General features: G+C 64.3%; 17 protein-coding genes and 1 pseudogene. 16 read left to right on the forward strand and 2 right to left on the reverse strand.

Features of this window, described 5'->3' with window-relative positions; all coding sequences use genetic code 11:
* The first annotated feature begins 53 nt into the window (after positions 1 to 53).
* The 8 genes from BN60_RS17150 to BN60_RS17185 are packed head-to-tail and all read left to right on the forward strand — an operon-like array spanning position 54 to position 9036.
* A complete protein-coding gene (locus BN60_RS17150) occupies positions 54 to 2453 on the forward strand; it encodes a cache domain-containing protein (RefSeq protein ID WP_020697337.1) in 2400 nt (799 codons plus the stop codon).
* Complete coding sequence (locus BN60_RS17155) at positions 2453 to 3274, forward strand: MlaE family ABC transporter permease (protein ID WP_020697338.1); 822 nt, start codon at positions 2453 to 2455, stop codon at positions 3272 to 3274. Before BN60_RS17150 ends, BN60_RS17155 begins: the two co-directional genes overlap by 1 nt.
* A 1-nt stretch (position 3275) precedes the next feature.
* Positions 3276 to 3974: a hypothetical protein gene (locus BN60_RS17160; RefSeq protein ID WP_020697339.1), complete on the forward strand. Its 699-nt coding sequence runs from the start codon at positions 3276 to 3278 to the stop codon at positions 3972 to 3974.
* Positions 3971 to 4969, forward strand: coding sequence for an MlaD family protein (locus BN60_RS17165; RefSeq protein WP_020697340.1), 999 nt, complete (start codon positions 3971 to 3973; stop codon positions 4967 to 4969). Before BN60_RS17160 ends, BN60_RS17165 begins: the two co-directional genes overlap by 4 nt.
* Complete coding sequence (locus BN60_RS17170; protein WP_148283443.1) at positions 4966 to 5883, forward strand: coiled-coil domain-containing protein; 918 nt, start codon at positions 4966 to 4968, stop codon at positions 5881 to 5883. The genes BN60_RS17165 and BN60_RS17170 overlap by 4 nt, the downstream gene beginning before the upstream one ends.
* A gap of 21 nt (positions 5884 to 5904) precedes the next feature.
* The gene (locus tag BN60_RS17175) at positions 5905 to 6390 is read left to right on the forward strand and encodes a hypothetical protein (RefSeq protein ID WP_020697342.1); all 486 of its coding nucleotides are present in this window, start codon (positions 5905 to 5907) and stop codon (positions 6388 to 6390) included.
* A gap of 42 nt (positions 6391 to 6432) precedes the next feature.
* On the forward strand, positions 6433 to 7404 hold the full coding sequence (locus BN60_RS17180) for an SDR family NAD(P)-dependent oxidoreductase (RefSeq protein ID WP_043284028.1): 972 nt from the start codon (positions 6433 to 6435) through the stop codon (positions 7402 to 7404).
* Positions 7405 to 7416: 12 nt separating this feature from the next.
* Entirely contained in the window at positions 7417 to 9036 is a 1620-nt protein-coding gene (locus BN60_RS17185; RefSeq protein ID WP_020697344.1) for a flavin-containing monooxygenase, read from the forward strand.
* Here BN60_RS17185 and BN60_RS17190 read toward each other — a convergent pair.
* The gene (locus BN60_RS17190; RefSeq protein ID WP_020697345.1) at positions 9033 to 9938 is read right to left on the reverse strand and encodes a 2-hydroxyacid dehydrogenase; all 906 of its coding nucleotides are present in this window, start codon (positions 9936 to 9938) and stop codon (positions 9033 to 9035) included. The two genes, BN60_RS17185 and BN60_RS17190, sit on opposite strands and share 4 nt — an antisense overlap.
* Positions 9939 to 10039: 101 nt before the next feature.
* Between BN60_RS17190 and BN60_RS17195 the strand changes: the two genes are divergently transcribed.
* On the forward strand, positions 10040 to 11050 hold the full coding sequence (locus tag BN60_RS17195) for a hypothetical protein (RefSeq protein ID WP_020697346.1): 1011 nt from the start codon (positions 10040 to 10042) through the stop codon (positions 11048 to 11050).
* 201 nt (positions 11051 to 11251) lie between these two features.
* On the opposite strand, the gene BN60_RS17200 is transcribed toward BN60_RS17195, so the two are convergent.
* A complete protein-coding gene (locus tag BN60_RS17200) occupies positions 11252 to 12196 on the reverse strand; it encodes an OmpA family protein (protein ID WP_020697347.1) in 945 nt (314 codons plus the stop codon).
* 569 nt (positions 12197 to 12765) lie between these two features.
* On the opposite strand from BN60_RS17200, the gene BN60_RS17205 reads away from it, so the two are divergent.
* The 7 genes and pseudogenes from BN60_RS17205 (at position 12766) to BN60_RS17235 (ending at position 20765) form a co-directional block, all read left to right on the forward strand.
* Entirely contained in the window at positions 12766 to 13596 is an 831-nt protein-coding gene (locus BN60_RS17205; protein ID WP_020697348.1) for an FkbM family methyltransferase, read from the forward strand.
* Entirely contained in the window at positions 13593 to 15005 is a 1413-nt protein-coding gene (locus BN60_RS17210) for a glycosyltransferase family 4 protein (RefSeq protein ID WP_020697349.1), read from the forward strand. The genes BN60_RS17205 and BN60_RS17210 overlap by 4 nt, the downstream gene beginning before the upstream one ends.
* Before the next feature lie 84 nt (positions 15006 to 15089).
* Positions 15090 to 15668 (forward strand): D-sedoheptulose-7-phosphate isomerase, encoded by a 579-nt coding sequence (locus BN60_RS17215; protein WP_020697350.1) that lies wholly within the window; start codon positions 15090 to 15092, stop codon positions 15666 to 15668.
* Positions 15669 to 15724: 56 nt separating this feature from the next.
* Positions 15725 to 16816, forward strand: coding sequence for a GHMP family kinase ATP-binding protein (locus BN60_RS17220; protein WP_020697351.1), 1092 nt, complete (start codon positions 15725 to 15727; stop codon positions 16814 to 16816).
* Positions 16817 to 16892: 76 nt separating this feature from the next.
* Positions 16893 to 18083 (forward strand): HAD-IIIA family hydrolase, encoded by a 1191-nt coding sequence (locus BN60_RS29865; protein WP_083856156.1) that lies wholly within the window; start codon positions 16893 to 16895, stop codon positions 18081 to 18083.
* A gap of 39 nt (positions 18084 to 18122) precedes the next feature.
* Positions 18123 to 18917: an ABC transporter permease gene (locus BN60_RS17225; RefSeq protein WP_020697352.1), complete on the forward strand. Its 795-nt coding sequence runs from the start codon at positions 18123 to 18125 to the stop codon at positions 18915 to 18917.
* Between the two features lie 647 nt (positions 18918 to 19564).
* Positions 19565 to 20765 (forward strand): annotated as a pseudogene (locus BN60_RS17235) (IS110 family RNA-guided transposase).
* Positions 20766 to 21148 lie beyond the last annotated feature (383 nt).

Here is a 21148-nt window from a genome sequence, read left to right on the forward strand (position 1 = left end):
CAGGCCCACGCGCTATGCCTGCGCTGGCGGATCGATGGTAAGGTTGGCGTTGCATGGCACGCCCGCCCAAACCTGCCGCACGCACCATGACCAACGTCATGGCCGTCCTCACGGGCACCGGCCGGTCGGGCCGCAACGAGGCCTCCTGGTGGACATGGCTGCGCCGCAGTCTGCCGGTGATGGGAGTCGTAGCCGTCGTCCTGCTGATCTCGCTCATTGCCTTCTATGTCTATGAAAGCAACCGCCGCGGCGCGGTCGTCCTGTCCAACGACCTGATCACCGCCATCGACCGGCGCGTCGAAGTCCAGATGCACGCCTATCTCTCGCCGGCGCAGCAGTTCCTCGAGCTGGCAGGGGCGGCGGCACAGGGTCGCGATGTCGCCGCGGGCGGCCCCGAGGCCGAGCGGTTTGCCCTGAGTGCCCTGCCTACAGTCGGGCCGGTCACCGGCTTCAGCTATGCCGATCCCGAAGGGAATTTTCAGTTCATCGTCCGCAACGAGCAGGGCGGCTACGACACCAAGACGATCGACGTCCGCAACGGCGCCCGCCGGGTTACCTGGGTTCGCCGCGATGCCGCCGGCAAGGTGACGGCGACCGAAACCGATCCGACCGACACGTTCGATCCCCGGACGCGGCCCTGGTACCAGGGCGCGGAGCAGAGCAAGAAGCCCTTCTGGACGCCGACCTACCTGTTCTTCACCGTCAAGAAGCCGGGCATCTCGCTTGCCGTTCCAAGCTACGACGCCGATGGCAAGCTCGCGAACGTGCTCGGCGTCGATATCGAGCTCGCCACGCTCTGCACTTTCCTGAAACAGCTCGACATCGGCGTCAGCGGCAAGGCGCTCATCATCGACAAGCAGGGCCGCGTCGTGGCCTATCCCAGCGACGACTGGCTGCCCGCCGACCGCCCCGACGTGACGTCCCCCATGCTCGACGAGCTCGGCGATCCGGTGCTGACGCGCGTCTACAACCGTCTGCGGGTCGAAGGATATGGCCGCCAGGTCCTCGACATCGACGAGCGCCGCATCATCGTTTCGTCGGAACCCGTCCGGATGCTGAGCGGTCACGACTGGGTAGTGTTGATCGTCGTGCCCGAGACCGACTTCGTGGGTTTCGTCGTCGACAGCGGCTGGGCTGCCCTTCTCATGTCGCTGGTCGTGGTGCTGCTCGTGGCGGGACTGACCGGCCTGATGGCCTGGCGCAGCATGCTGGCCGACCGGCGTGCCAGCGCCGCCGCGACGCGCCAGCAGGCCCTGGAGCTACGCACACAGGCCTTCGTCGATCTCGCCCAGGGCGCGGCAACGGCCGATGGTCTTGCCGGCGGGAATCTGCAAAGCGCGACCGAAAGCGCCGCCACGGCATGCGACGCCAAGCGGGTGGCGATCTGGCGGCTCACGGCCGACCGGCGCACGCTCACCTGCGAGGACTGTTTCGACCGAACGGTCGAGGACCATACCGCCGGCCTCGAACTCCACCGCGATGAGATGCCTCATCTCTTCGCCGCGCTCGACAAGGGCATGCCGATCAACGCGAGCGATGCCAGCCGCGACCGGCGGACGTCCGAGCTGTTCGCGAGCTACCTGAAACCGCTGGGCATCTCGCGGGCCTACCTCGCCCCCATCGTGGCGGCCGGACAGCCGATCGGCCTGCTGAGCGTCGAAGATCCGCGGCAGGGCGATCGGGCTGCCGGACTGGCGGCCTTCTGCGATGCGCTGTCGATCCTGCTGGCGCTGCGTTTTACCGCCGCGACCCCGGGCGCGCCGGCAGCCGCGCCGGCGCTCGCCGCGGCCGCGATGGCCCCGCCTGCCGAGGAAAGGCCGCCGGACAGTTTCCTGCAGCGTCAGGCGCGACTCGAACGCACCTTGCTGCAGCAGGGCGCCGCGCTCGAGGATGTGCGCGAGGCGTCGGTCGACCGCGCCGCCGTCGGCGTGATCAAGCTGCCGACCTGGACGAGCGTGACGCAGCGGCCGTCCAATGGCGGCCAGCGCACGGCGATGGACGAGATCGTCCACGAACTGCGCCTGTCGATCGAGCAGAGCGGCGCCACCTATGCCGCGATGCTCGACGACCAGATTGTCGTGGCCGCCTTTTCGCCGGAAGCCGACAGCGTCGGCGAGAACGCCCGATGCGTGGCGACGGCGATGCTGGCGCTGCGCGACCGGCTGATCGAGTTCGAGGACCAGTGGGGCACCAGCCTCGACTTCCGCCTCGCCATCGATATCGGCACGGTGATGATCTCGACCGTCGGCACCGAGCCGCCGACCCGCAGCCTGTGGGGCGGCGCCCTGGGCGTTGCCAAGGTGCTGGCCGCGACAGCGGGACGGCGCAGCGTCGCGGCCTCCGAGACGGCCTACGAAGTGCTCTCGGGCGACTTCCTCTTCCGGCCGCGCGGCAGCTATTTCCTGCCCGAGACCGGCACGATGCGGACCTTCGTGATGGTCGGTCGCACCTGATGGCCTCGACGACCTTCAGCTTCGATCGGGGCCGGTTCCGTCGTGCGCTGGGCGGGCTGGGCTCGACCGTACGCCAGGGCACCGGCAACCTGCTGCTCTTCGTCTCGCTCAGTGCGACGGTGCTCGTCGTGGCCAGCCGTCGCTCGACGTGGCGCGGGCCGGTCTGGGCCGAGTTCATACGCATGCTGAACGCCGTCGCCGTGCGGTCGCTGTCGACCACCGTCGCGACCGGCCTGCTGATCGGCATCGCCCTGGTGTCGCAGGCCGTCTACTGGCTGGCCGCGACCGGCCAGACCGGGCTGGTCGGCCAGGTGATCGTGATCCTGCTGATCCGCGAGCTCACGCCGATCCTGGTCGGGCTGCTGATCTTCGGCCGCAACGGCACGGCCACCCTGATCGAGCTGGGCGAGGCGCATACCGGCGGCTGGCTGCGACAGTTCGAGATCCAGGGCCTCGACCCGATGATCCTGCTGGTCGTGCCGCGGGCGCTGGCCTTCGCGCTGGGCGCCTTCTGCATGGCGACGGTGCTGTTGCTGTCGACCCTGCTCACCGGCTACCTGATCGCGCACGGGCTCGGTCTGATCGCCTATTCGATCTGGGACTTCTCCGACATGGTGCAGCGCGCCATGACGGTGCGCGACTTCATCGTGCCGCCGCTGAAATGCATCTTCATCGGCTTCTTCGTGGCGCTGGTCTGCTGCGCGACCGGACTCGGCCGCCGCGACGAAGGCGACGAGCTGCAGCGCATTGTGCCGCGCGGCTTCGTGCGTTCGGCGCTGGCGATCCTGGTGATCAACGGCGTCTTCGATCTGGTGGGCTGAGATGGCGCAGGCCGCGCGATCGATCCTCTCCCTGCAGGCGGCGACGCTGGGCGAACGCCAGCTTTCCACCACGACCACGCGCATCGATCTCGAACTGCCGCGCGGCGGCGCCACGCTGGTGCAGGTCGACGACGAGATCGATGCGGTGGCGCTGGTCGATCTCTGCATCGGCCTCGCCATGCCGACCGACGGGCATGTGCGCTTCCTCGGCGTCGACTGGCAGGCGCGCGGCGCGCGCGAGCGGCTGATGCGCCGGCGCCGCATCGGCACGGTGGTGCAGACCCATGTCTGGCCGGCGCATATGAGCATCCTGGACGCCGTGCTGGTGGCGCGCCTCTATCACTCCGACCGGCCGCGCGACGAGGTGATCGCCGAGGCGACGGCGCTGGCCCGCCTGTTCGGCCTGCCCGGCCTGCCGGTCGGCCGGCGCGAGACGACACCGCACCGTGCCCTCGTTCGCGCCGCCTGCGTGCGCGGCTTTCTCGGTGCGCCCGATCTCATAGTGGTGCAGGATCAGGCGCTCGAAGCCACGGCCGACCTTGCCGTGCCAATGGCGCAGGCGATCGCCGAGGCCCTGGATCGCGGCGCGACGGTGCTGTGGATCGTGGAGAGCCTGGCGGCGGAAGCGGCGCGCTTCGTGGCTGCCGATCAGGTGTTCCGGCTCGGCGACCAAGGCCTGGTGCAGGTGAGGAGACGATGAAGCGCTCGATCTTCGGCGTCTATCAGTTCGACGAGCTCGTCGGCGCCGTGGTCCTGGCCTGCGTCGGCGTGTTCGTCGCCGTCCTGATCAATGCCGGCCTGCTGAAGGACTGGTTCCAGCCGTCTTTCACCTTGCGCATCCTGCTGCCCGACCAGGGCGTCTCGGGCCTGGCGCCGGGGGCGGAGGTTCAGGTGCTGGGCACCCGTGCCGGCGAGATCCGCCGCATCGTCATCGACCCCAGCCAGCGCATGCATGCCGTGGCCCGCGTCGAGGACCAGATGCGGCCCTTCATCCGCCGCGACTCGCAGGTCTCGATCCGCCGGCAGTTCGGCGTCGCGGGTGCGGCCTATATCGACATCTCGCGCGGCAGCGGACCCGAACTCGACTGGTCCTATGCCGTCATCACGGCCCAGAGCGAACGTGCGGCAACCGATACGCTGGGCCAGATGATCGACGAGGTGCGCGCCAAGGTCCTGCCCATCCTGGACGACGTGCAGAAGGCCGTGACCGCCATCACGGCCGTCGCCCAGCGCGCCGGCGATCCGGCCGGACCGCTGGAGCAGACACTGTCCTCGGCGGCCGGCATCGCGCGGCGCGTCGAAAGCGGCGAAGGCGTCGTCGGCCGGCTGGTCGCCAACGACAAGATGGCGGCCGATCTCGAAACCACCCTGGTGAGCGTGCGCGAGCTTGCCAGCCAGCTCGAACGCACCTCCAAGGATCCGCGCATCGGCCAGATCGTGCAGAAGACCGATTCGGTGCTGGCCTCGCTGCAGACCACGACCCGCAACCTCGCGGCAACGACCCCGCAGATCACCCGCAACGTCACCGACACGACCGACGCGCTTCCGACGACTCTGCTGCAGGCCCAGCTTGCCGCCCGCGAACTCGAACTCCTGCTCGGCCAGCTGCGCCATCATTGGCTGTTCGGCGGCGGCAGCAGCAACGCAACGCCCGCGCCCACACGCCGCGCGCCGGCGATCGAGGTGCGGCCGTGAGGACGTTGCGGATCATTGCGCCCCTCGCGGCGGTTCTGACGCTGGGCGCGTGCGGCGGCGGCACGCCGGCCGATCCTGGCCCCCCGCCCGACACCAAGCTCGACACCGCCAACCGCGCCGGTGCGCAGGCCCTGTCGCTCGGCATGCCGGCGCAGGCGGTACGCCAGTACAGGCTCGCCCTCGCCCGCGCCTACGAACGCGACGACGCTGAGGCCATTGCCGATACCGCCTACAATCTGGCGCTGGCTGAGATCCGCGCCGGCGATCCCAAGGCCGCCCTGCAGACGACGCGCACGACGCAGGCCGAACTGCAGCGGCGGCAGGTCGCCGTGCCGGCCGAGCTGATGCTGGTCCAGGCCGCCGCCGCCTATCGTGCGGGCGATAGCGCCACCGCCGCAGCCGCGGCGCAGCAGGCGCTGGAACTCAAGGCGCGCGATGCGGACACAGCGCCACGTGCCTGGTTCATCCGCGGCCTGGTCGCGGCGGAGCGCGGCGACGGCGCCACCCTGGCGCAGGCCATCGCCGCCATTGGCCCCGGCAAGCAGGCCGATATCCAGGCCGACCGGCAGGAGCTGACAGGCCGTGCCGCCCTGCTCGACGGCAATGCAGGTGCCGCCCTCGCCGCCTTCGAGCAGGCGGCCGCGAACCGCCAGCAGGCCATCGACTATCGTGGCATGGCGCGTGCACTGGCTCTTGCCGGCGAGGCGTCGCTTAAGCTCGGGAAGCCGTCGGAGGCGGCGGTCTTCTACCTGCGCGCCGGCCGCAGCAGCCTGTTGCAGGGGGATACCGCAGCCGCGACACCGCAACTCAAGCGGGCGGAGGAGCTGGCGCGGCAGACGTCGCAGGCCGGCATCGTCGAGGAGATCGCGCGCCTGCGTAAAGCGGCCGCCGAGAAGGCGCCGGTCAGGACTTAGTCTTTCGGGGGAGAGCGGGTCATGGTTCTGGGCATGTCGGTGGCGACCTTCACGATCGTCCACGTCGTCATCAGTCTGATCGCGATTGCCACGGGCGCCGTCGCCTGCGCGCGCATGTGGGAAGGCCGACGGCTCGACGGCTGGAACACAGTATTCCTGTGGACGACGATCCTCACCAGCGTCACCGGCTTTCTCTTTCCCTTCAACGGTTTCACGCCGGCCATCGGCACCGGCATCGTCTCCTCGGTCGCTCTCGCCATTGCACTGGTGGCGCTCTATGGCGGCCGTCTCGCCGGCAAGTGGCGCTGGATCTACATCTGCAGCGCCGTGTTCGCTTTCTACTTGAACGTCTTCGTGGCGGTCGTGCAGGCCTTCGGCAAGATCGGCTTCCTGCATGCGCTGGCGCCGACCGGCTCGGAGCCGCCGTTCGCGGTGGTTCAGGGCATCGTGCTGCTGGGATTCATTGCCCTGGGCGTCCTCCTGATCCGGCGCTTTCGACCCGCCTAGACTCGCGCCGCGATCCGGTGCTTGCTTCGACCGGAGGGACCGATGAGAGATTTCGCAGGGAGGATTGCCGTCATCACCGGGGGCGGCACGGGCATGGGCCGCGAACTGGCCCGTCAGCTGGCCGCCGAAGGCTGCAACATCGCCATGTGCGATGTCTCCGGCGGCGCCATGGCCGAGACGAAGCGGCTTTGCGAAGCCGGCGGCATGAGCCAGGGCCAGCGGATCACCACGCATATCGCCGACGTCTCGAAGGAAGCCGACGTCGTGCGCTTTCGCGACGAGGTCGAACGGGACCAGGAGTCCGACCGCATCCACCTGCTGTTCAACAATGCCGGCATCGGCGGCGGCGGCAGCTTCCTGGTCAACGGCCGCGACGAATGGGAGCGTACCTTCGACATCTGCTGGGGCGGCGTCTATCGCTGCACGCGCGCCTTCCTGCCGATGATGCGCCGCGCCGACGCCGGCCACATCGTGAACACGTCGAGCGTCAACGGCTTCTGGGCCTTCATCGCGCCCGACATCCCGCAGACCGCCTATGCCGCCGCCAAGTTCGCGGTGAAGGGCTTCACCGAGGCGCTGATCACCGACCTGCGCCTCAATGCGCCGCACATCAAATGCTCGGTGGTGATGCCGGGACATATCGGCACGTCGATCGCCTCCAACTCGCTCAAGGTGCAGACCGGCAACCAGGGCGAGGAGATTACCGCCCGCGAGATCGAGCTGGCCCGCAAGCGCCTCGCCGCGCGCAATCCGGATATCGACAAGGAGTCCGACGAGGAGATCCGCAAGATGATCCTCGAACGGGCGCGGCACTTCCTCGAAAATGCTCCCACCACGGCGGCCCAGGCCGCGACCATCATCCTGGACGGCGTGCGCAACGAGCGCTGGCGCATCCTGGTCGGCCGCGACGCCGAGCTGATCGACGAGCTGGTGCGAAAGACGCCGGAAAAGGCCTACGAACCCGAGTTCTTCGCCGACTTCGCCGCCAAGGCCGGCTGGACCGTCGGCCGCTAGGAGGGACAGGTCATGACTGCCCAGCACGGCACAGCGGCGCCCGACTTCGACGCCCTCATCATCGGCGCGGGCATGTCGGGCCTCTTCCAGCTCCACCGCCTGCGCGGGTTGGGCATGAAGGTGCGCATCTTCGAGGCCGGCACCGGCGTCGGCGGGACCTGGTACTGGAACCGCTATCCCGGCGCGCGCTTCGATTCGGAAAGCTATTCCTACGGCTATTCCTTCTCGAAGGAACTGCTGGAGGAATGGGACTGGACCGAGCATTTCGCGCCCCAGCCCGAGACGCTGCGCTACCTGAACCATGTCGCCGACAAGTTCGACCTGCGCCGCGACATCCAATTCAGGAGCCGCGTCGCCGCGGCCCACTGGCAGGAGGAGACGCGAAGCTGGCGCGTGACGTTGGAGGACGGCAGCAAGGCGACCGCGCGCTTTCTGATCACGGCGATCGGCCCCCTCTCCGCACCCACGATGCCGCGCATCGAGGGCGTCGAGAGCTTCAAGGGCCAATCCTGTCACACGGCACGCTGGCCGCACGAGCCGGTGAGCTTCGAGGGCAAGCGTATCGCCGTCATCGGTACCGGCGCCACCGGCGTGCAGACGATTCAGGAAGTCGCCAAGACGGCCAAGAGCCTGACGGTGTTCCAGCGCACGCCCAACTGGTGTGCGCCCCTGCACAACGGCAAGATCGACAAGGCGGAGATGGCGGCGATCCGCGCGAGCTATCCCGACATCTTCCGGCGCTGCCAGGAGACCTTCGCCTGCTTCCTGCACACGGCCGACCCGCGCAGCACCTTCGACGTGACACCCGAGGAACGCGAAGCTTTTTTCGAGAAGCTCTACGGTGAACGCGGCTTCGGCATCTGGGTGGGCAACTTCAACGACATCCTGACCGACCCCAAGGCCAACGCGCTGATCTCCGACTTCGTGGCACGCAAGATCAGGAGCCGCGTCAAGGATCCGGCGGTGGCGGAAAAGCTGATCCCCAGGAACCACGGCTTCGGCACCCGCCGCGTGCCGCTCGAAACGCGCTACTACGAGGTCTACAACCAGCCCAACGTCGAGCTGATCGACATCACAGAGACGCCGATCCAGCGCATCACGCCCACCGGCATCGCGACCAGCGCCCGCGATTTCGAGTTCGACATGATCGTCTATGCGACCGGCTTCGATGCCTTGACCGGCGCCTTCGACCGCATCGACTTTCGCGGCGTCGGCGGCCAGCGGCTGAAAGAGAAATGGGCCGGGGGTGCGGAGACCTTCGTGGGCATGTCGGTCGAGGGCTTCCCCAACCTGCTGATGCTGCTGGGGCCGCATACCGCGCTGGGCAATATCCCGCGCAGCATCGAATACAGCGTCGAATGGGTGACCGACCTGCTGCGTTTCATGCGCGAGCACGGGCTGACGCGCATCGACGCCACGCCGGAAGGCGTCGAGGCCTGGATGAAGACGGTGCATGAGGCGTCGGTCGGACTGCTCTCCAACGAGGTGAACTCGTGGTTCACCGGCATCAACACCAATGTCGACGGCAAGCAGACTCGGCGCATTGCACGCTACAGCGGCAGCGCGCCGGCCTATCGTGCCCGCTGCGACGAGGTCGCGGCGGCGAACTATCGCGAGATGGTGTTGAGCTAGACGCCCGTCGCGGCGAGATCGATGGCGCGGCGATACATGGTCATCGCCGCTTCCGGCGTGTTGTAGCCGGCATGGGCCGTCAGCGTGACATTCTCCAGCGCCAGCAGCGGATCTTCCGGCGCCACGGGTTCGCGCGCGAACACGTCGGTCGCGTAATGGCCGAGGCGGCCCGCCCGCAGCAGCTCGACCAGCGCCGCCTCCTCGACCACGCCGGCCCGCGCTGTATTGACCAGGATCGCGCCCGGTTTCATCCGTTCGAGCTTCGCCCGGTCAAGAAAGCCGCGGGTCGCGTCGTTCAGTGCCAAGTGCAGGCTCACGACATGGGCTCGGGAAAGCAGCTCGTCGAGCGCCACGATGGGTACCGGCGCATCGGCACGCGGCGAACGGTTCCAGGCGATCACCTCCAGACCGATGCCCTGGCCGAGCCGCGCCATCTCGCGGCCGATGCCGCCCAGGCCAACGATGCCCAGGGTTTTTCCGCGCAGCTCCATGCCCTGCATGGGCCGCCAGCCACCGGCACGCACCAGGGCGTGCATGGTCGCGATGTGTCGCGCCGCCGCGAAGACCAGGCCCATCGCGTGCTCGGCCACCGTCGTGTCGCCGTAGCCGCCGATGGTCGAGACCTTGATGCCGAGCCGCTCCGCCGCCGCGAGGTCGACGAAGCTTGCCGCCCCCGTGCCGAGGAAGACGATGTGCCGGAGCCCTGGGCAGAGCTTCAGCGTTGCCTCGGTGAAGTAGGTGGCATCGTTGATCACGGTGTCGTAGCCCGCAACCAGGGCCGGAATGGCGGCCTCGGCCACCGGCCCCCTGTTGATCACGACCGGCACGTCGGCAGGCCCATGGACCTGCTTCCAGACGCGGTCGATATCGGGGGTCGAGTCGATGAAAAGCGTGTTGGGCATGTCGGATCGGAGGCGAGTGTGGGCAAAGAGGCAACGGCAAGCCACAGATTTGCGGATATCGGCCGGCGGCGCCAGAAATCTGCCATGCAGGCTGTCCGCCCATGAAGAAGACGACCCTCTTGCTCACCGCCCTTGTCCTGCCGCTGCTCGCCGGGACCGCGGGGCATGCGCAGGCGCCCACGGAAGCCGGCCCGCTCGACTTCCTAGTGCAAAGCGTCTGTCTCGATGCCGCCGGCAAGCCGACCGCGACCCTGCCCACCGACCCGGGCTGCACCCTGCGCCGGCTGCAGCGTTCCGACGATCCGGCCCCCTATCGCAAGCACGACTGGCCGAACGTGCTGGGAGACCCCTCGACTCCCCGCGGCTATCAGGCCAGCGACTCGGTGGTGATGCACCGTGGCGGCCGTACCCTGATCGTCCAGACCTTCGACTTCGGCACCAACGGCCGGTCGTTCGGAACCTTCGACGGCGGCCGGGGCGATGGCGGCCAGGTGGCCCTGATCGTGGGCGACTGGTCGAGCTTCGTCCTGACCGAGGATGGCGGCGGAGGCGTACAATGGTTTGTCGGCGAAGACTGCCCGGAGCGGCGCTTCCTGTCCTGGCTGATCTTCCGCGAGCCGGTCGCCGGTGCCTGGCAGGACGGCATGGCCCGGCTGAACATCGCGCCAAACATCGCGAGCTGCCCGCTTCGCTTCAACGACGCCTATACCCGCTACCGCCGCGACGAGATCGAGTTCCCGTTCCGCATCGCCGGGCCGAACGGGACCAGGGACGAACGCCATAGGCTCGACGTCGTCGTCTCGGAGCACTATGGCGGCAGCGATATCCCGTCCGCCGACCATCTGGAGCGTTTCTTCTTTGCCCGCGGCCTGGGCATGGTGCGCTGGGAGCGCTGGGCCAACGGCAAGGTCACGCGCGACCGGCAGGCTGCCACGGCAATGGCCACCGCGCTGGCACAGACGGCCAGATGCCCTGCCTTGAAGGATTATGGGGCGCCGGGTCGCGACTGGCTGCTGGCCGACTGCCGGACCTGGACGGTGATGATCCCCCAGGAGCGGCCCTGGTCCGTCGACGACTATGGCTGGCCGGCGCTTCGGGCCTTTGGCCCGTGACGTTGATCCAGCCCGGCAGGACGCGCGAACCACATCCGACATGCAATAAAAGACGCCGGTCCTGCCCTTGGTGACGCGCTGCAGCTCCGATCCAGACCGCAGCATGTGCCGCTTGCCCATTCCACGCACGAACATGGCACAAGCAAAGAAAAAGGCGGCCCGTGAGGGCCGCCTCTTCCTTTGTCTCGGTCAACCAGCAGCTTACTGGATGACGATCTCGACGCGGCGGTTCTGCGGCTCGCGGACGTTCGGGCCGGTCTGAACCAGCAGGCCCTGCTCGCCACGGCCCACAACCGCGATGGCCGTCGCCGGCACGCCTTCACGCACCAGGGCGTCCTTCACAGCGTTCGCACGGCGCAGCGACAGCGCCATGTTGTACTGCTCCGAGCCCGACGTGTCGGTGTGGCCCGTCGCCGTGATGCGCGCGTTGCCCTTGGTCTTGTAGGCCTGAGCGGCCTGCTTGATCGTGTTCAGAGCCTGGGCCGACAGGTTCGAGCGGTCCCAATCGAAGAACACCATGTACGACGGCGGCGCAACCGGAGCAGCAGCCGGCGGCGGCGGCGGCGGGGTGACGCCGAACTTCCAGGTCACGCCGGCCAGGGCCAGGATGTTCTGGTTCTGGTAGCTGACGTTGCCGAACGGCGTGTTCACGCTCGGGTTCGTGGTGCCCATGTACCGGCCCTGAACCTGGAAGCGCATCGACTCGTTGATGTTGTAGGCGAGGCCGACGATCGCCTGGTAGGCGAACTGCGTGCTGCCCAGCGAAGCGTTGCTGTCGACGAAGGCGACACCGGCACCGACACCGACGAACGGCGTGATGGAGGAGGTCGGCATGAAGTCGTACAGCACGTTGGCCATGGTGGTCAGCTGACCGACCTTGCCGGTGATCGCGGTGCCGGGGATGTTCACGTTGGTCGGCAGCTGGCCGTAGCCCACTTCGAGTTCGACGCGCGGGCCGACGAAGTCGTAGCCGATCTGGCCGCCGAAGGCGAAGCCGGTCGAGGTCGAGGCGTTGGCATTGGAGCCGATGCCCCAAGCAAGGCCGCCACCGGCGCCGACGTAGATGCCCGGCTGGGCGTTGATCTGCGCCTGGGCTGCCACGGGCAGTGCGGCGAGCGACGCGGCGGCCAGGAAAACCTTGGTCATTTTCACGGTTGTATCTCCCGATTGACGGACGGCGTAATGGAGCGGCTGAACTCGGGACCGATAATAAGGATTTTCGTGCCTTTGTTTAGCCCTTTGCTGCACAGGAATTCATCTCTGTAAGGTTGTGTGGCATCGCGGCCACACAGAGCTGCCTCATTTCCCTCAAATTCGGCTGGGAATTGTCCTCTCATAAGAGGGCGACCTTATTTTGCCAGTAAAACCGACGTTTCCGAAGGCGACCCGACCGCCTGCACGCGTCGCCCGGGCGCGCGCCGATCGGCCCCCCTTTCGCGCTTTCGGCTCCTCGACTGAGGAAAAACGCTCCCCCGGAAAGTGTATCAAAGATTTCAATCGCACCGGACGACGACCATCTCGTCATCGAATCCCGCCTCGCTCAATCGGCAGTCCGAGCGTCGGCGAAAAGTGGCATTCGCCGACTCGCCAGCCTATACAGGCAGCGACCCACGGAAGGAGAGTGACCAGCCAAGGGACAATCAAGCCGACCCTTCTTCTTCTCAAGCGTAGCCCCGCTGCCCGGTCGCAGCGGCTGGCGCAGGTCGTTTCTTCGCATGCTCATGGATTTGTACACTCATCATCTCGCCACCTGGCCTCGCTCCACCCTGGAGGCCGCCATCCGCCGACGTGTCCAGACCGCTTATCTCGGCAACGGGGTGGTCCTCGCCCGAGTCCTCGGCCACCACAAGATGTTCCTGCGCAGCTCGGACCGCGGCTTCGCCTGTCACGTCATGCTCGACGGCTACTGGGAGATGTGGCTGACGCAGTTCCTGGCCCAGCGACTGAAGCCCGGCATGACGGCGATCGATGTCGGCGCCAATTTTGGGTACTACACGCTCCTCATGGGTGAAGCGGTCGGCGAGACCGGCCGCGTCGTCGCCGTGGAGCCGAACCCGGACGCGGCTTCGCTGCTGCAGGAGTCGGTCAGCCTGAGTGGCCACCTGGCGCGAACCCGCATCGTCCCTCAGGCACTCGGCGCCAGCACCGGCCGCGCCTGGCTCTATGCGCCCGACGGCGAGCCCAAGAACGCGTCGCTGGTCGGTCAGCCCGATCTGCCGGGCGGCACGACCCTGGAAGTCTCGACCGTCACCCTGGACGAGGTGGCTCTGAACTATCCCAAGGTCGACCTGGTGAAGATCGACGCCGAGGGCGGCGAACAGGGAATCGTGGCCGGCATGCAGCAGCTCATCGCCCGCGACCGGCCGTTGATCGTGCTGGAGTTCAACGCCGCCCGATATGCCGAACCGGCGGCCTTTCTGGACGGACTTCTTGCATACTATGGCAGCACCGTTGAACTGCGGCCGACCGGTGATATCGTGCCGCTGGACCGGGCTTCGGTGCTCGACCGGACGAGCTACGAGGATCGGCTGCTGGTGTTCGAATGACCGACGCGCTCGCCCGCTCCCCTGCTAAATCGGCTTCCGTCACCCAAGCTCAAGGCAAGGCCGCGGCTGCCGCTGCCGCCCGTCCGGCGCGCGGCACGATTCTCTACGAGGCGCACAACCTCACCTTCAAGGGTGGCACTGGAATCGCCACCTATGCCCGCGCGCTGGCCCAGGCCGCCGGCCGCCTGGGTTATCAGGTCGACGGCCTGTTCGGCGTCGAGCGCGGCCTGTCGCGCGGCCAGGATGCGCTGAACGAGATCCTGGCCTTCGACGCCGTCGACGACAACGAATGGCTCTCGCCGTTCCAGGCCGCCTGGCGCACCCTCAACTATCCCTTCAATGCCCTGGGTGGCATGCGCCCGGTCGAGTTGCCGCGCAGCGGACTGGTGACGGGACCGATCGCCGATGCCCTGCGCCCCTTCAAGCGTGCCTACGCCTCGACCCGACTGATCGACATCAGCATGATGCATTTCAAGCTTTATGGCCGGGCGGCGCGCATCAAGGTGCCGGACCAGCCGTCGATCTTCCATGCGACGCACCCCGTGCCGCTCGCCGTGCGCGGCTGCCCCAACATCTACACCATCCACGACCTGGTGCCGCTGCGGCTGCCCTACACCACGCTCGACAACAAGAAGTACTTCTACCGCCTGCTGACTTCGCTCGCGCGCACCGCCGACCACATCGTGACCGTGTCGGAGCATTCCCGCCGCGACATCGTCGAGTTCCTCGGCATCGACGAAAGCCGCGTGACCAATACCTACCAAGCGGTCGACATTCCGGCCCATCTGCTGGACCGCACCGACGGCGAAGTGGCCGACGACCTCGCCAAGCTGTTCGGCCTCGATTTCGGCGGCTACTTTCTGTTCTACGGCGCCATCGAACCCAAGAAGAACGTCTCGCGCCTGGTCGATGCCTATGCAGGCTCCGGCAGCAAGCTCCCTCTGATTATTGCCGGCGGCAGTGGCTGGCAGAACCGCGCCGACCTGCGCAAGATCCGCGACGAGCGCTTCACCAACTTCCGCATCGACGGCAACGTCGTGCGCCGCGAGCGGCAGGTGCGGCGGCTTGAGTTTCTGCCGCACGATCAACTGGTAACGCTCATCAGGGGAGCACGAGCGCTACTGTTTCCGTCGATCTATGAGGGCTTCGGTCTGCCGGTGATAGAAGCAATGGCGCTTGGGACGCCAGTCCTCACCTCGAATGCGTCATCGCTGCCCGAGGTGGCCGGAGATTCGGCGCTGATCGTAGATCCCTACTCGGTCGACGATATCATGCGCGGCATTATTGCCATTGAAGCGGATGCTGATCTTAGAAGTGAACTGCAGCAGCGCGGTCGCGTTCAAGCTCAGCAGTTCTCATTGAATGCGTATGAAACGCGGCTCAGCCACCTCTATGACAGGTTGCGCTAGAACTTTCTCATCGATTTCATTACGAGACGGCGTCGATTTCCAATCACAAAGTCGCGCGCAGGCTCTACATCCAAAGGTTTCAGAATGTTGACGAGCATCCAGCAGGAATTGAACAGAGGTGCATCTCTCCTTGGCGGTGCCGCTAGCGATTCAAGACTGATCGAGGCCGTAGCTACAGTAGCCGACGTGTCCGTATCTGCCTTGCGCAATGGCAACAAGATTCTCTTGTGTGGAAATGGCGGGAGTGCCGCCGATGCGCAACATTGGGCCGGTGAGCTTGTGTCGCGCTTCTACTTCGATCGTCCGGCTCTGCCGGCAATTGCCCTCACGACGGACACATCGATCTTGACGGCTATTGGTAACGACTATGGCTACGAGCAGCTCTTTGCACGTCAGGTCCAAGCGTTAGGCAACAAGGGCGACGTTCTGCTCGCCATCTCGACATCGGGCAAATCCCCTAACATCCTGGCCGCCGTTAAGGCAGCTAAAGCAAAATCGGTTGTAACGGTGGGGTTTACTGGCGCGAAGGGAAATGATCTTGCCGCCCTTGCCGACCATTGCATCCACGCACCATCGGATTCGACTCCTGACATTCAGCTCGTTCACGAGGCCATTGGCCATACGATTTGCATGCTGATCGAAGAACAGTTGTTCAAGAAATAGGCTAACTACCGGCGCTGTCGAAACTAGGTCGTCCCGTCAATCGGGTTGCTGGCGCCATGGACGAAGAGATGGAGAAGTCCTCAATGGCAATACTAAACGGCCACGACGGCTTGCGTACTACAGTTCGCGCCCGGGCGCCGCTACGTCTGGGACTGGCGGGTGGCGGCACTGATCTTTCTCCTTATTGCGAGGACTACGGCGGCGCCGTGTTGAACTGCACGATTGACAAGTACGCCTATGCCTTCATCTCCGGTCGCGACGATGGCAACGTTGTCTTCCGTGCAGTTGATCTTGGTATCGAGGAGACGTTTCCCGTTGACGCCATTCAACATAGCAAACTTGCGCTTCACGCTGGCGTCTATCGGCACTTTGTGAAGGAGTTCCGCCAAGGATCTCCCTTCGCCGCCACCATCACAACGAATGTCGATGCTCCGGCCGGCTCGGGATTAGGTTCATCCTCTGCTCTGGTCGTCGCACTCGTAGATGTTATGCGTGCCTATTTGGATGTGCCCCTTGGCCCCTACGACGTCGCGCATTTGGCTTTTGTCATTGAACGCATCGACCTCGGCTTTGCTGGTGGAAAACAAGATCAGTATGCCGCGGCATTTGGTGGTGTGAACTTCATCGAGTTCCTCGCGGGAGATCGAGTGATCGTAAATCCGCTGCGGATGTCGGATACGATCCTTAACGAGATCGAGACCTCGATCGTTGTATGCTTTTCAGGCCAATCTAGAGAATCGGCAATCATCATCGACAATCAGACCGCTGGGATGAAGTCGGGAACCACAAGAACGATCGATGCACTTCACCAGTTGAAGGCGGACGCTGTGGAAATGAAACGTGCGCTGTTGCAGGGGAATGTCGAAGACATGGCCACTATCCTCAATCATTCCTGGATTTCCAAGAAAGCCACCGCTAATGCAGTGACGAACTCGCATCTCGATGCACTTTACGAGATTGGCCTCAAGGCGGGCGCACTCGGCGGTAAGGTCTCCGGTGCAGGTGGAGGTGGATACATGATGTTCATCGTCCCACCTGAGGAGCGCTATCGTCTCGTGACTGCACTTAATAGCGCCGGCGCGCAGGCAAGCCCAGTGAAGTTTACACCACTTGGCTGCGAGACTTGGCAGGCCAAGCGTGAAGGTTAGCCAAAGTGCGTCGCGGCCTCGGCTGGTAAATTTTCTGAAACAGTGACATGGCGGAGCCGTGATACTTACACAGGCGATGATTTTGTGTGGAGGCCTGGGCACTCGACTTGGGCCTTTGACGGCTAGGACACCCAAGCCCTTGCTGTTGGTTGGTTCTCGCCCCTTTCTCGACGTACTACTGTTCGAATTGGGTCGACATGGCTTCAAGGATGTCGTCCTGCTGGCATCGTTTCAGGCAGACCAAGTCATCGAGTATGCCCGCGACAATCCGATTGCGAAGCGCTTTGCCCTGAATCTCAAGGTAGTCGTCGAAGAAGAACCGGCGGGTACTGGAGGTGGGCTTTACAATGCACGTGACCTTGCCTCTGAGTCCTTTCTCCTGATGAATGGCGATTCTTGGATTGACATGAATTTATTGGCAGGAGCAGCAGCGGTCGAAAAGTCGCCAGACGCGATTGCCGCTCTAGCATTACGTCACCTGGAAAATCCCGATCGTTACGGCACAGTTGTCGTAGAGGATGACCGCATCGTTTCATTCTCTGAGCGCCCCTCAGGTGCAGATCGCACACTAATAAGCGCGGGAGTATATGTTTTCCGGCGGAAGATACTTTCCTATCTTTCAGAAAGGTGCTCGCTTGAAGCCGATGTCATGCCATCTCTCTGCAAGAGACATGTAGTGGCCGCGACAATCCATTCCGGCTTCTTCATCGATATTGGCGTTCCGAGCTCCTTTCAAATGGCGCAAGAGCGAATCCCCCAGCAGATGCACCGGCCAGCTGTATTCTTGGATCGGGATGGCGTGCTAAATTATGATGACGGTTATGTCGGTCAAATTGATCGTTTTAGATGGATCGATGGGGCGATCGAGACCGTGCGCGCGCTAAATGATGCAGGCTATCTTGTTTTTGTTGTTACCAATCAGGCAGGGGTAGCGCATGGCTACTATCCTGAGACCTCTGTCACTGAACTGCATAGTTGGATGCAGATCGAACTACGCAAACACGGCGCCCATATTGACGATATTCGTTATTGCCCCTTCCATCCTGAAGGAAGGATAACCGCCTACCGTCGAGTTTCCGATTGGCGCAAGCCAGCTAGCGGCATGATCTTGGACCTTTGCAAGTCATGGAACGTAAGCACATCGGGGAGCCATTTGGTCGGCGATAAGCTTTCTGACATTGAAGCAGGAAGCGGAGCTGGACTAACACCCCATCTATTTAGAGGGGGAAATCTGTTGGAGTTTGTTAGGCGACAGCGGATTATCTGAGTTGTGGTGTCACGCGTCATAGATAGGTGAGCTTGGGCTATGAGCAAGGCACAGACAGGCGAGTTACTGGAAGGTTGGCGCATACAGAGCCGCACGATTCATGCGCTCATGGTGCGGGACCTGATGATGCGCTATGGGCGCGAGAACATCGGTTTCGCCTGGGTCATCCTTGAGCCAATGATCCTGACTTGCGGCGTCATGGTCATCTGGTCCGCAATGGGTGCTCACAAGGAGGGCATTAAGGTCGTCGAACTGGTCTTGACTGGCTATATGCCTCTCACCCTTTGGCGGCACTTGACCAACAATTTCGTCAATATTTATAGGTCGAGTACCGGTCTGATGTTTCATAGGCAGGTCAGCCTATTTGATCTTCTGATCGCAAGACAATCCCTGGAGATCATTGGGACGACGACGGCACTCCTAGTCATTTACACGACGATCTTGACCTTCGGCTTGATCCACGAGGTTGAGCGCCTGGACATGATCTTTCTCGGCTGGTTCATGATGGCGTGGATCGCCTCTGCCTGCGGCATGTTAATCGCAGCGATTACTGAGCGGTATGAGGTCGCCGAACGCTTTATCCAACCGATCCAATACCTCAACATCCCAATCTCGGGAGCATTCTTCTTTGTCGACTGGCTTCCCACTTGGGGCCAGAAGATCATCACCTACCATCCACTCGTCCATTGCTGGGAAGTCTTCAGGAAAGGCTACTTCGGTGATGAGATGGTCTACCACTACGACATCCCGTACTTCGTTTCTGTAGCCTTCATACTCACGTTTCTAGGCGTCCGAGCGACCGCACGCGTCCGCAAGCATATTCGCCTTAACTGACGCTACTCGCCGTCAGCCGGGAACGAGTTTAGGTAGCGCCCCGAGAGGCATTCTCAGGGACCGAAAGTTCATATGCTGGTAGAGTCCAGTGCGAATTGCCCGTCAGTTGAATCCGAGCGGGCATTTCCGCCTGCCACGTCATGCCTACAAAAACCCAACCAATCGGAGGAACTCATGGACGGAATACGGGTCGAATCAAGAGCGACCATACAAAACGAGCCCGACTTGCGAGAGCTCGTAAAAATCTTCGTTAAGCTTCCTGTGGATCGAATTGATGTCGAGATTCAGCATTTCAGCATTCAGGAAATGCGCCGCCATCTGGACAACGAGATTGAGATTTCACTCATTTTTGAGAGGCGTCAGGAGGCACCCTGAGGAGTTCTCCATCGGCGTTGCCGCGCCCGAAGGATGAAGCCATGCGAGTTGTGGCGCGGCTTTGCGGAGCGGAGGTAGGATGGTTGTGGCGCCGGGAACGAGGTTGGCGTTCGCTTGGTGCAAAGAGAGCCCGTTGAGGAGTTGAACCCGGGACCCTGCGAGCACCCCGAACTGTTGCCACGGGCGGTCGTCCGCCCCGGAGCACGCATAGTAGACTTCGATATCGAGGGTTCCTCCTGGCGCAGCACTGTCGCAGAAGAGGAGGGCGAGCCATGCAAGTGCTTTACCCGCGATGCGCCGGGTTGGATGTCCACAAGGACACTGTGGTGGCCTGTGTTCGCTGCGTATCGGAGCCGGCGCATCACGAGACGCGCAGCTTTGCCACCACGACGGGTGGGTTGCTGGTGCTCGGCGAATGGATCACCGAGCACGCCTGTAGCCATGTCGCCATGGAGGCGACCGGCATCTATTCGGCCGGTCTGGTATGTGCTGGAAGGGCAGGCCGAGCTTGTGCTGGCGAATGCTCACCACATCAAGAATGTCCCGGGCCGCAAGACCGACGTCAACGACGCGATGTGGATTGCCGATCTGCTGGCGCATGGCCTGATCCGCTCCAGCTTCGTGCCGCCCCAGCCGATCCAGGAGCTGCGCGACCTGACGCGCACGCGCAAGCAGCTGGTGCGCGAGATCAGCCAGCATTCGCTGCGCATCCAGAAGGTGCTGGAAGATGCCAACATCAAGCTCGGCAGCGTGCTGTCGGAGGTGCTGGGGGTGTCCGGCAGGGCCATGATCGAGGGCGAGAGCGACGCTCGCAGGCTGGCCGATCTCGCCCACGACAGCCCTCGGCGCAAGCACGACGAGCTGGTCGAAGCGCTGCACGGCCACGTCAGGCCCCACCACCGCACCTTGCTCACGATGCATCTCAATCTGATTGTCACTCTCGAGCACACCGTCGGGGAACTAGATGCCGTCGTGGGAAAATGCTTGGAGCCGATCCACCAGCGCGCCCCGACCATGCCAGGGGTCGGTGAGGCTTCGGCAGAGGTCACCGTGGCGGAGATCGGCATCGACATGGCGCGCTTCCCCACCCTTGGCCATCTCATCTCGTGGTACGGCCTGTGCCCACTAAGCGACGAGAGCGCCGGCAAGCCGATCCACCCCCTGCGCAAAGGCGCCAACTGGCTCAAGACCACTCTGGTCACCGCCGCCTGGGCGGCCGTCCGCACCAAAGCCAGCTATCTGCGCGCCCTGTTCCTGCGTCTCAAGGCGCGCCGCGGCGCCAAGAAGGCCATCATGGCCGTCGCCGCCTCCATGCTCACCGCCGACTACTTCATGCTCCGCGACGGCGTTCCCTATCGTGACTTCGGCCCCTCTCACTTCGATCACCAGCACACTGACAAGATCGTCCAGCGCCTCCTCCGCAGGCAGCACGACCTCGGATACTGCCTTCCACACCAACTCAAACCCGCGTGACGACCTTAACCCCCTTCGAGCTTCGTAGTTGCGCATCGACCACAGCGCCGGCGCGATCCACATCGCCGAGCTGAGACCTGCCGCGGCCGGCAACAGCACCTCAGCCAGTGTAAATTCCCGGCCCCACAGGACGCCCAGCATGTGCCTGCGACGGCGGCTTTAAGCACAGCCGACTTGATCCCGAGCAGGGCTTCCGGATCGAGTAACATCTACGGCTTCCCCTGCCGGTGCGCGGCTACGTTGGCTGCACAAGTGGCGGCGACGTAGCAAAAGTAACAAAAACCTAAACCGAGAGACAAAATCAGATGCCCGGCCGGCTACTTGATTGTACGCATTCGGTGAGCACCGCGGCGTAGTTGCTCGCGGACGCGGGTGCCCTATTC

Source organism: Reyranella massiliensis 521, from assembly GCF_000312425.1.
Taxonomy (GTDB): domain Bacteria; phylum Pseudomonadota; class Alphaproteobacteria; order Reyranellales; family Reyranellaceae; genus Reyranella; species Reyranella massiliensis.

What these genes read in the sequence shown, in the direction of transcription:
- BN60_RS17175 (WP_020697342.1), top strand. Translation starts at nt 5,905, where the DNA reads ATGGTTCTGGGCATGTCGGTGGCGACCTTCACGATCGTCCACGTCGTC.
- BN60_RS17205 (WP_020697348.1), top strand. Translation starts at nt 12,766, where the DNA reads ATGCTCATGGATTTGTACACTCATCATCTCGCCACCTGGCCTCGCTCC.
- BN60_RS17155 (WP_020697338.1), top strand. Translation starts at nt 2,453, where the DNA reads ATGGCCTCGACGACCTTCAGCTTCGATCGGGGCCGGTTCCGTCGTGCG.
- BN60_RS29865 (WP_083856156.1), top strand. Translation starts at nt 16,893, where the DNA reads ATGATTTTGTGTGGAGGCCTGGGCACTCGACTTGGGCCTTTGACGGCT.
- BN60_RS17225 (WP_020697352.1), top strand. Translation starts at nt 18,123, where the DNA reads ATGAGCAAGGCACAGACAGGCGAGTTACTGGAAGGTTGGCGCATACAG.
- BN60_RS17220 (WP_020697351.1), top strand. Translation starts at nt 15,725, where the DNA reads ATGGACGAAGAGATGGAGAAGTCCTCAATGGCAATACTAAACGGCCAC.
- BN60_RS17210 (WP_020697349.1), top strand. Translation starts at nt 13,593, where the DNA reads ATGACCGACGCGCTCGCCCGCTCCCCTGCTAAATCGGCTTCCGTCACC.
- BN60_RS17180 (WP_043284028.1), top strand. Translation starts at nt 6,433, where the DNA reads ATGAGAGATTTCGCAGGGAGGATTGCCGTCATCACCGGGGGCGGCACG.
- BN60_RS17200 (WP_020697347.1), bottom strand. Translation starts at nt 12,196, where the DNA reads ATGACCAAGGTTTTCCTGGCCGCCGCGTCGCTCGCCGCACTGCCCGTG.
- BN60_RS17160 (WP_020697339.1), top strand. Translation starts at nt 3,276, where the DNA reads ATGGCGCAGGCCGCGCGATCGATCCTCTCCCTGCAGGCGGCGACGCTG.
- BN60_RS17195 (WP_020697346.1), top strand. Translation starts at nt 10,040, where the DNA reads ATGAAGAAGACGACCCTCTTGCTCACCGCCCTTGTCCTGCCGCTGCTC.
- BN60_RS17150 (WP_020697337.1), top strand. Translation starts at nt 54, where the DNA reads ATGGCACGCCCGCCCAAACCTGCCGCACGCACCATGACCAACGTCATG.
- BN60_RS17165 (WP_020697340.1), top strand. Translation starts at nt 3,971, where the DNA reads ATGAAGCGCTCGATCTTCGGCGTCTATCAGTTCGACGAGCTCGTCGGC.
- BN60_RS17190 (WP_020697345.1), bottom strand. Translation starts at nt 9,938, where the DNA reads ATGCCCAACACGCTTTTCATCGACTCGACCCCCGATATCGACCGCGTC.
- BN60_RS17215 (WP_020697350.1), top strand. Translation starts at nt 15,090, where the DNA reads ATGTTGACGAGCATCCAGCAGGAATTGAACAGAGGTGCATCTCTCCTT.
- BN60_RS17185 (WP_020697344.1), top strand. Translation starts at nt 7,417, where the DNA reads ATGACTGCCCAGCACGGCACAGCGGCGCCCGACTTCGACGCCCTCATC.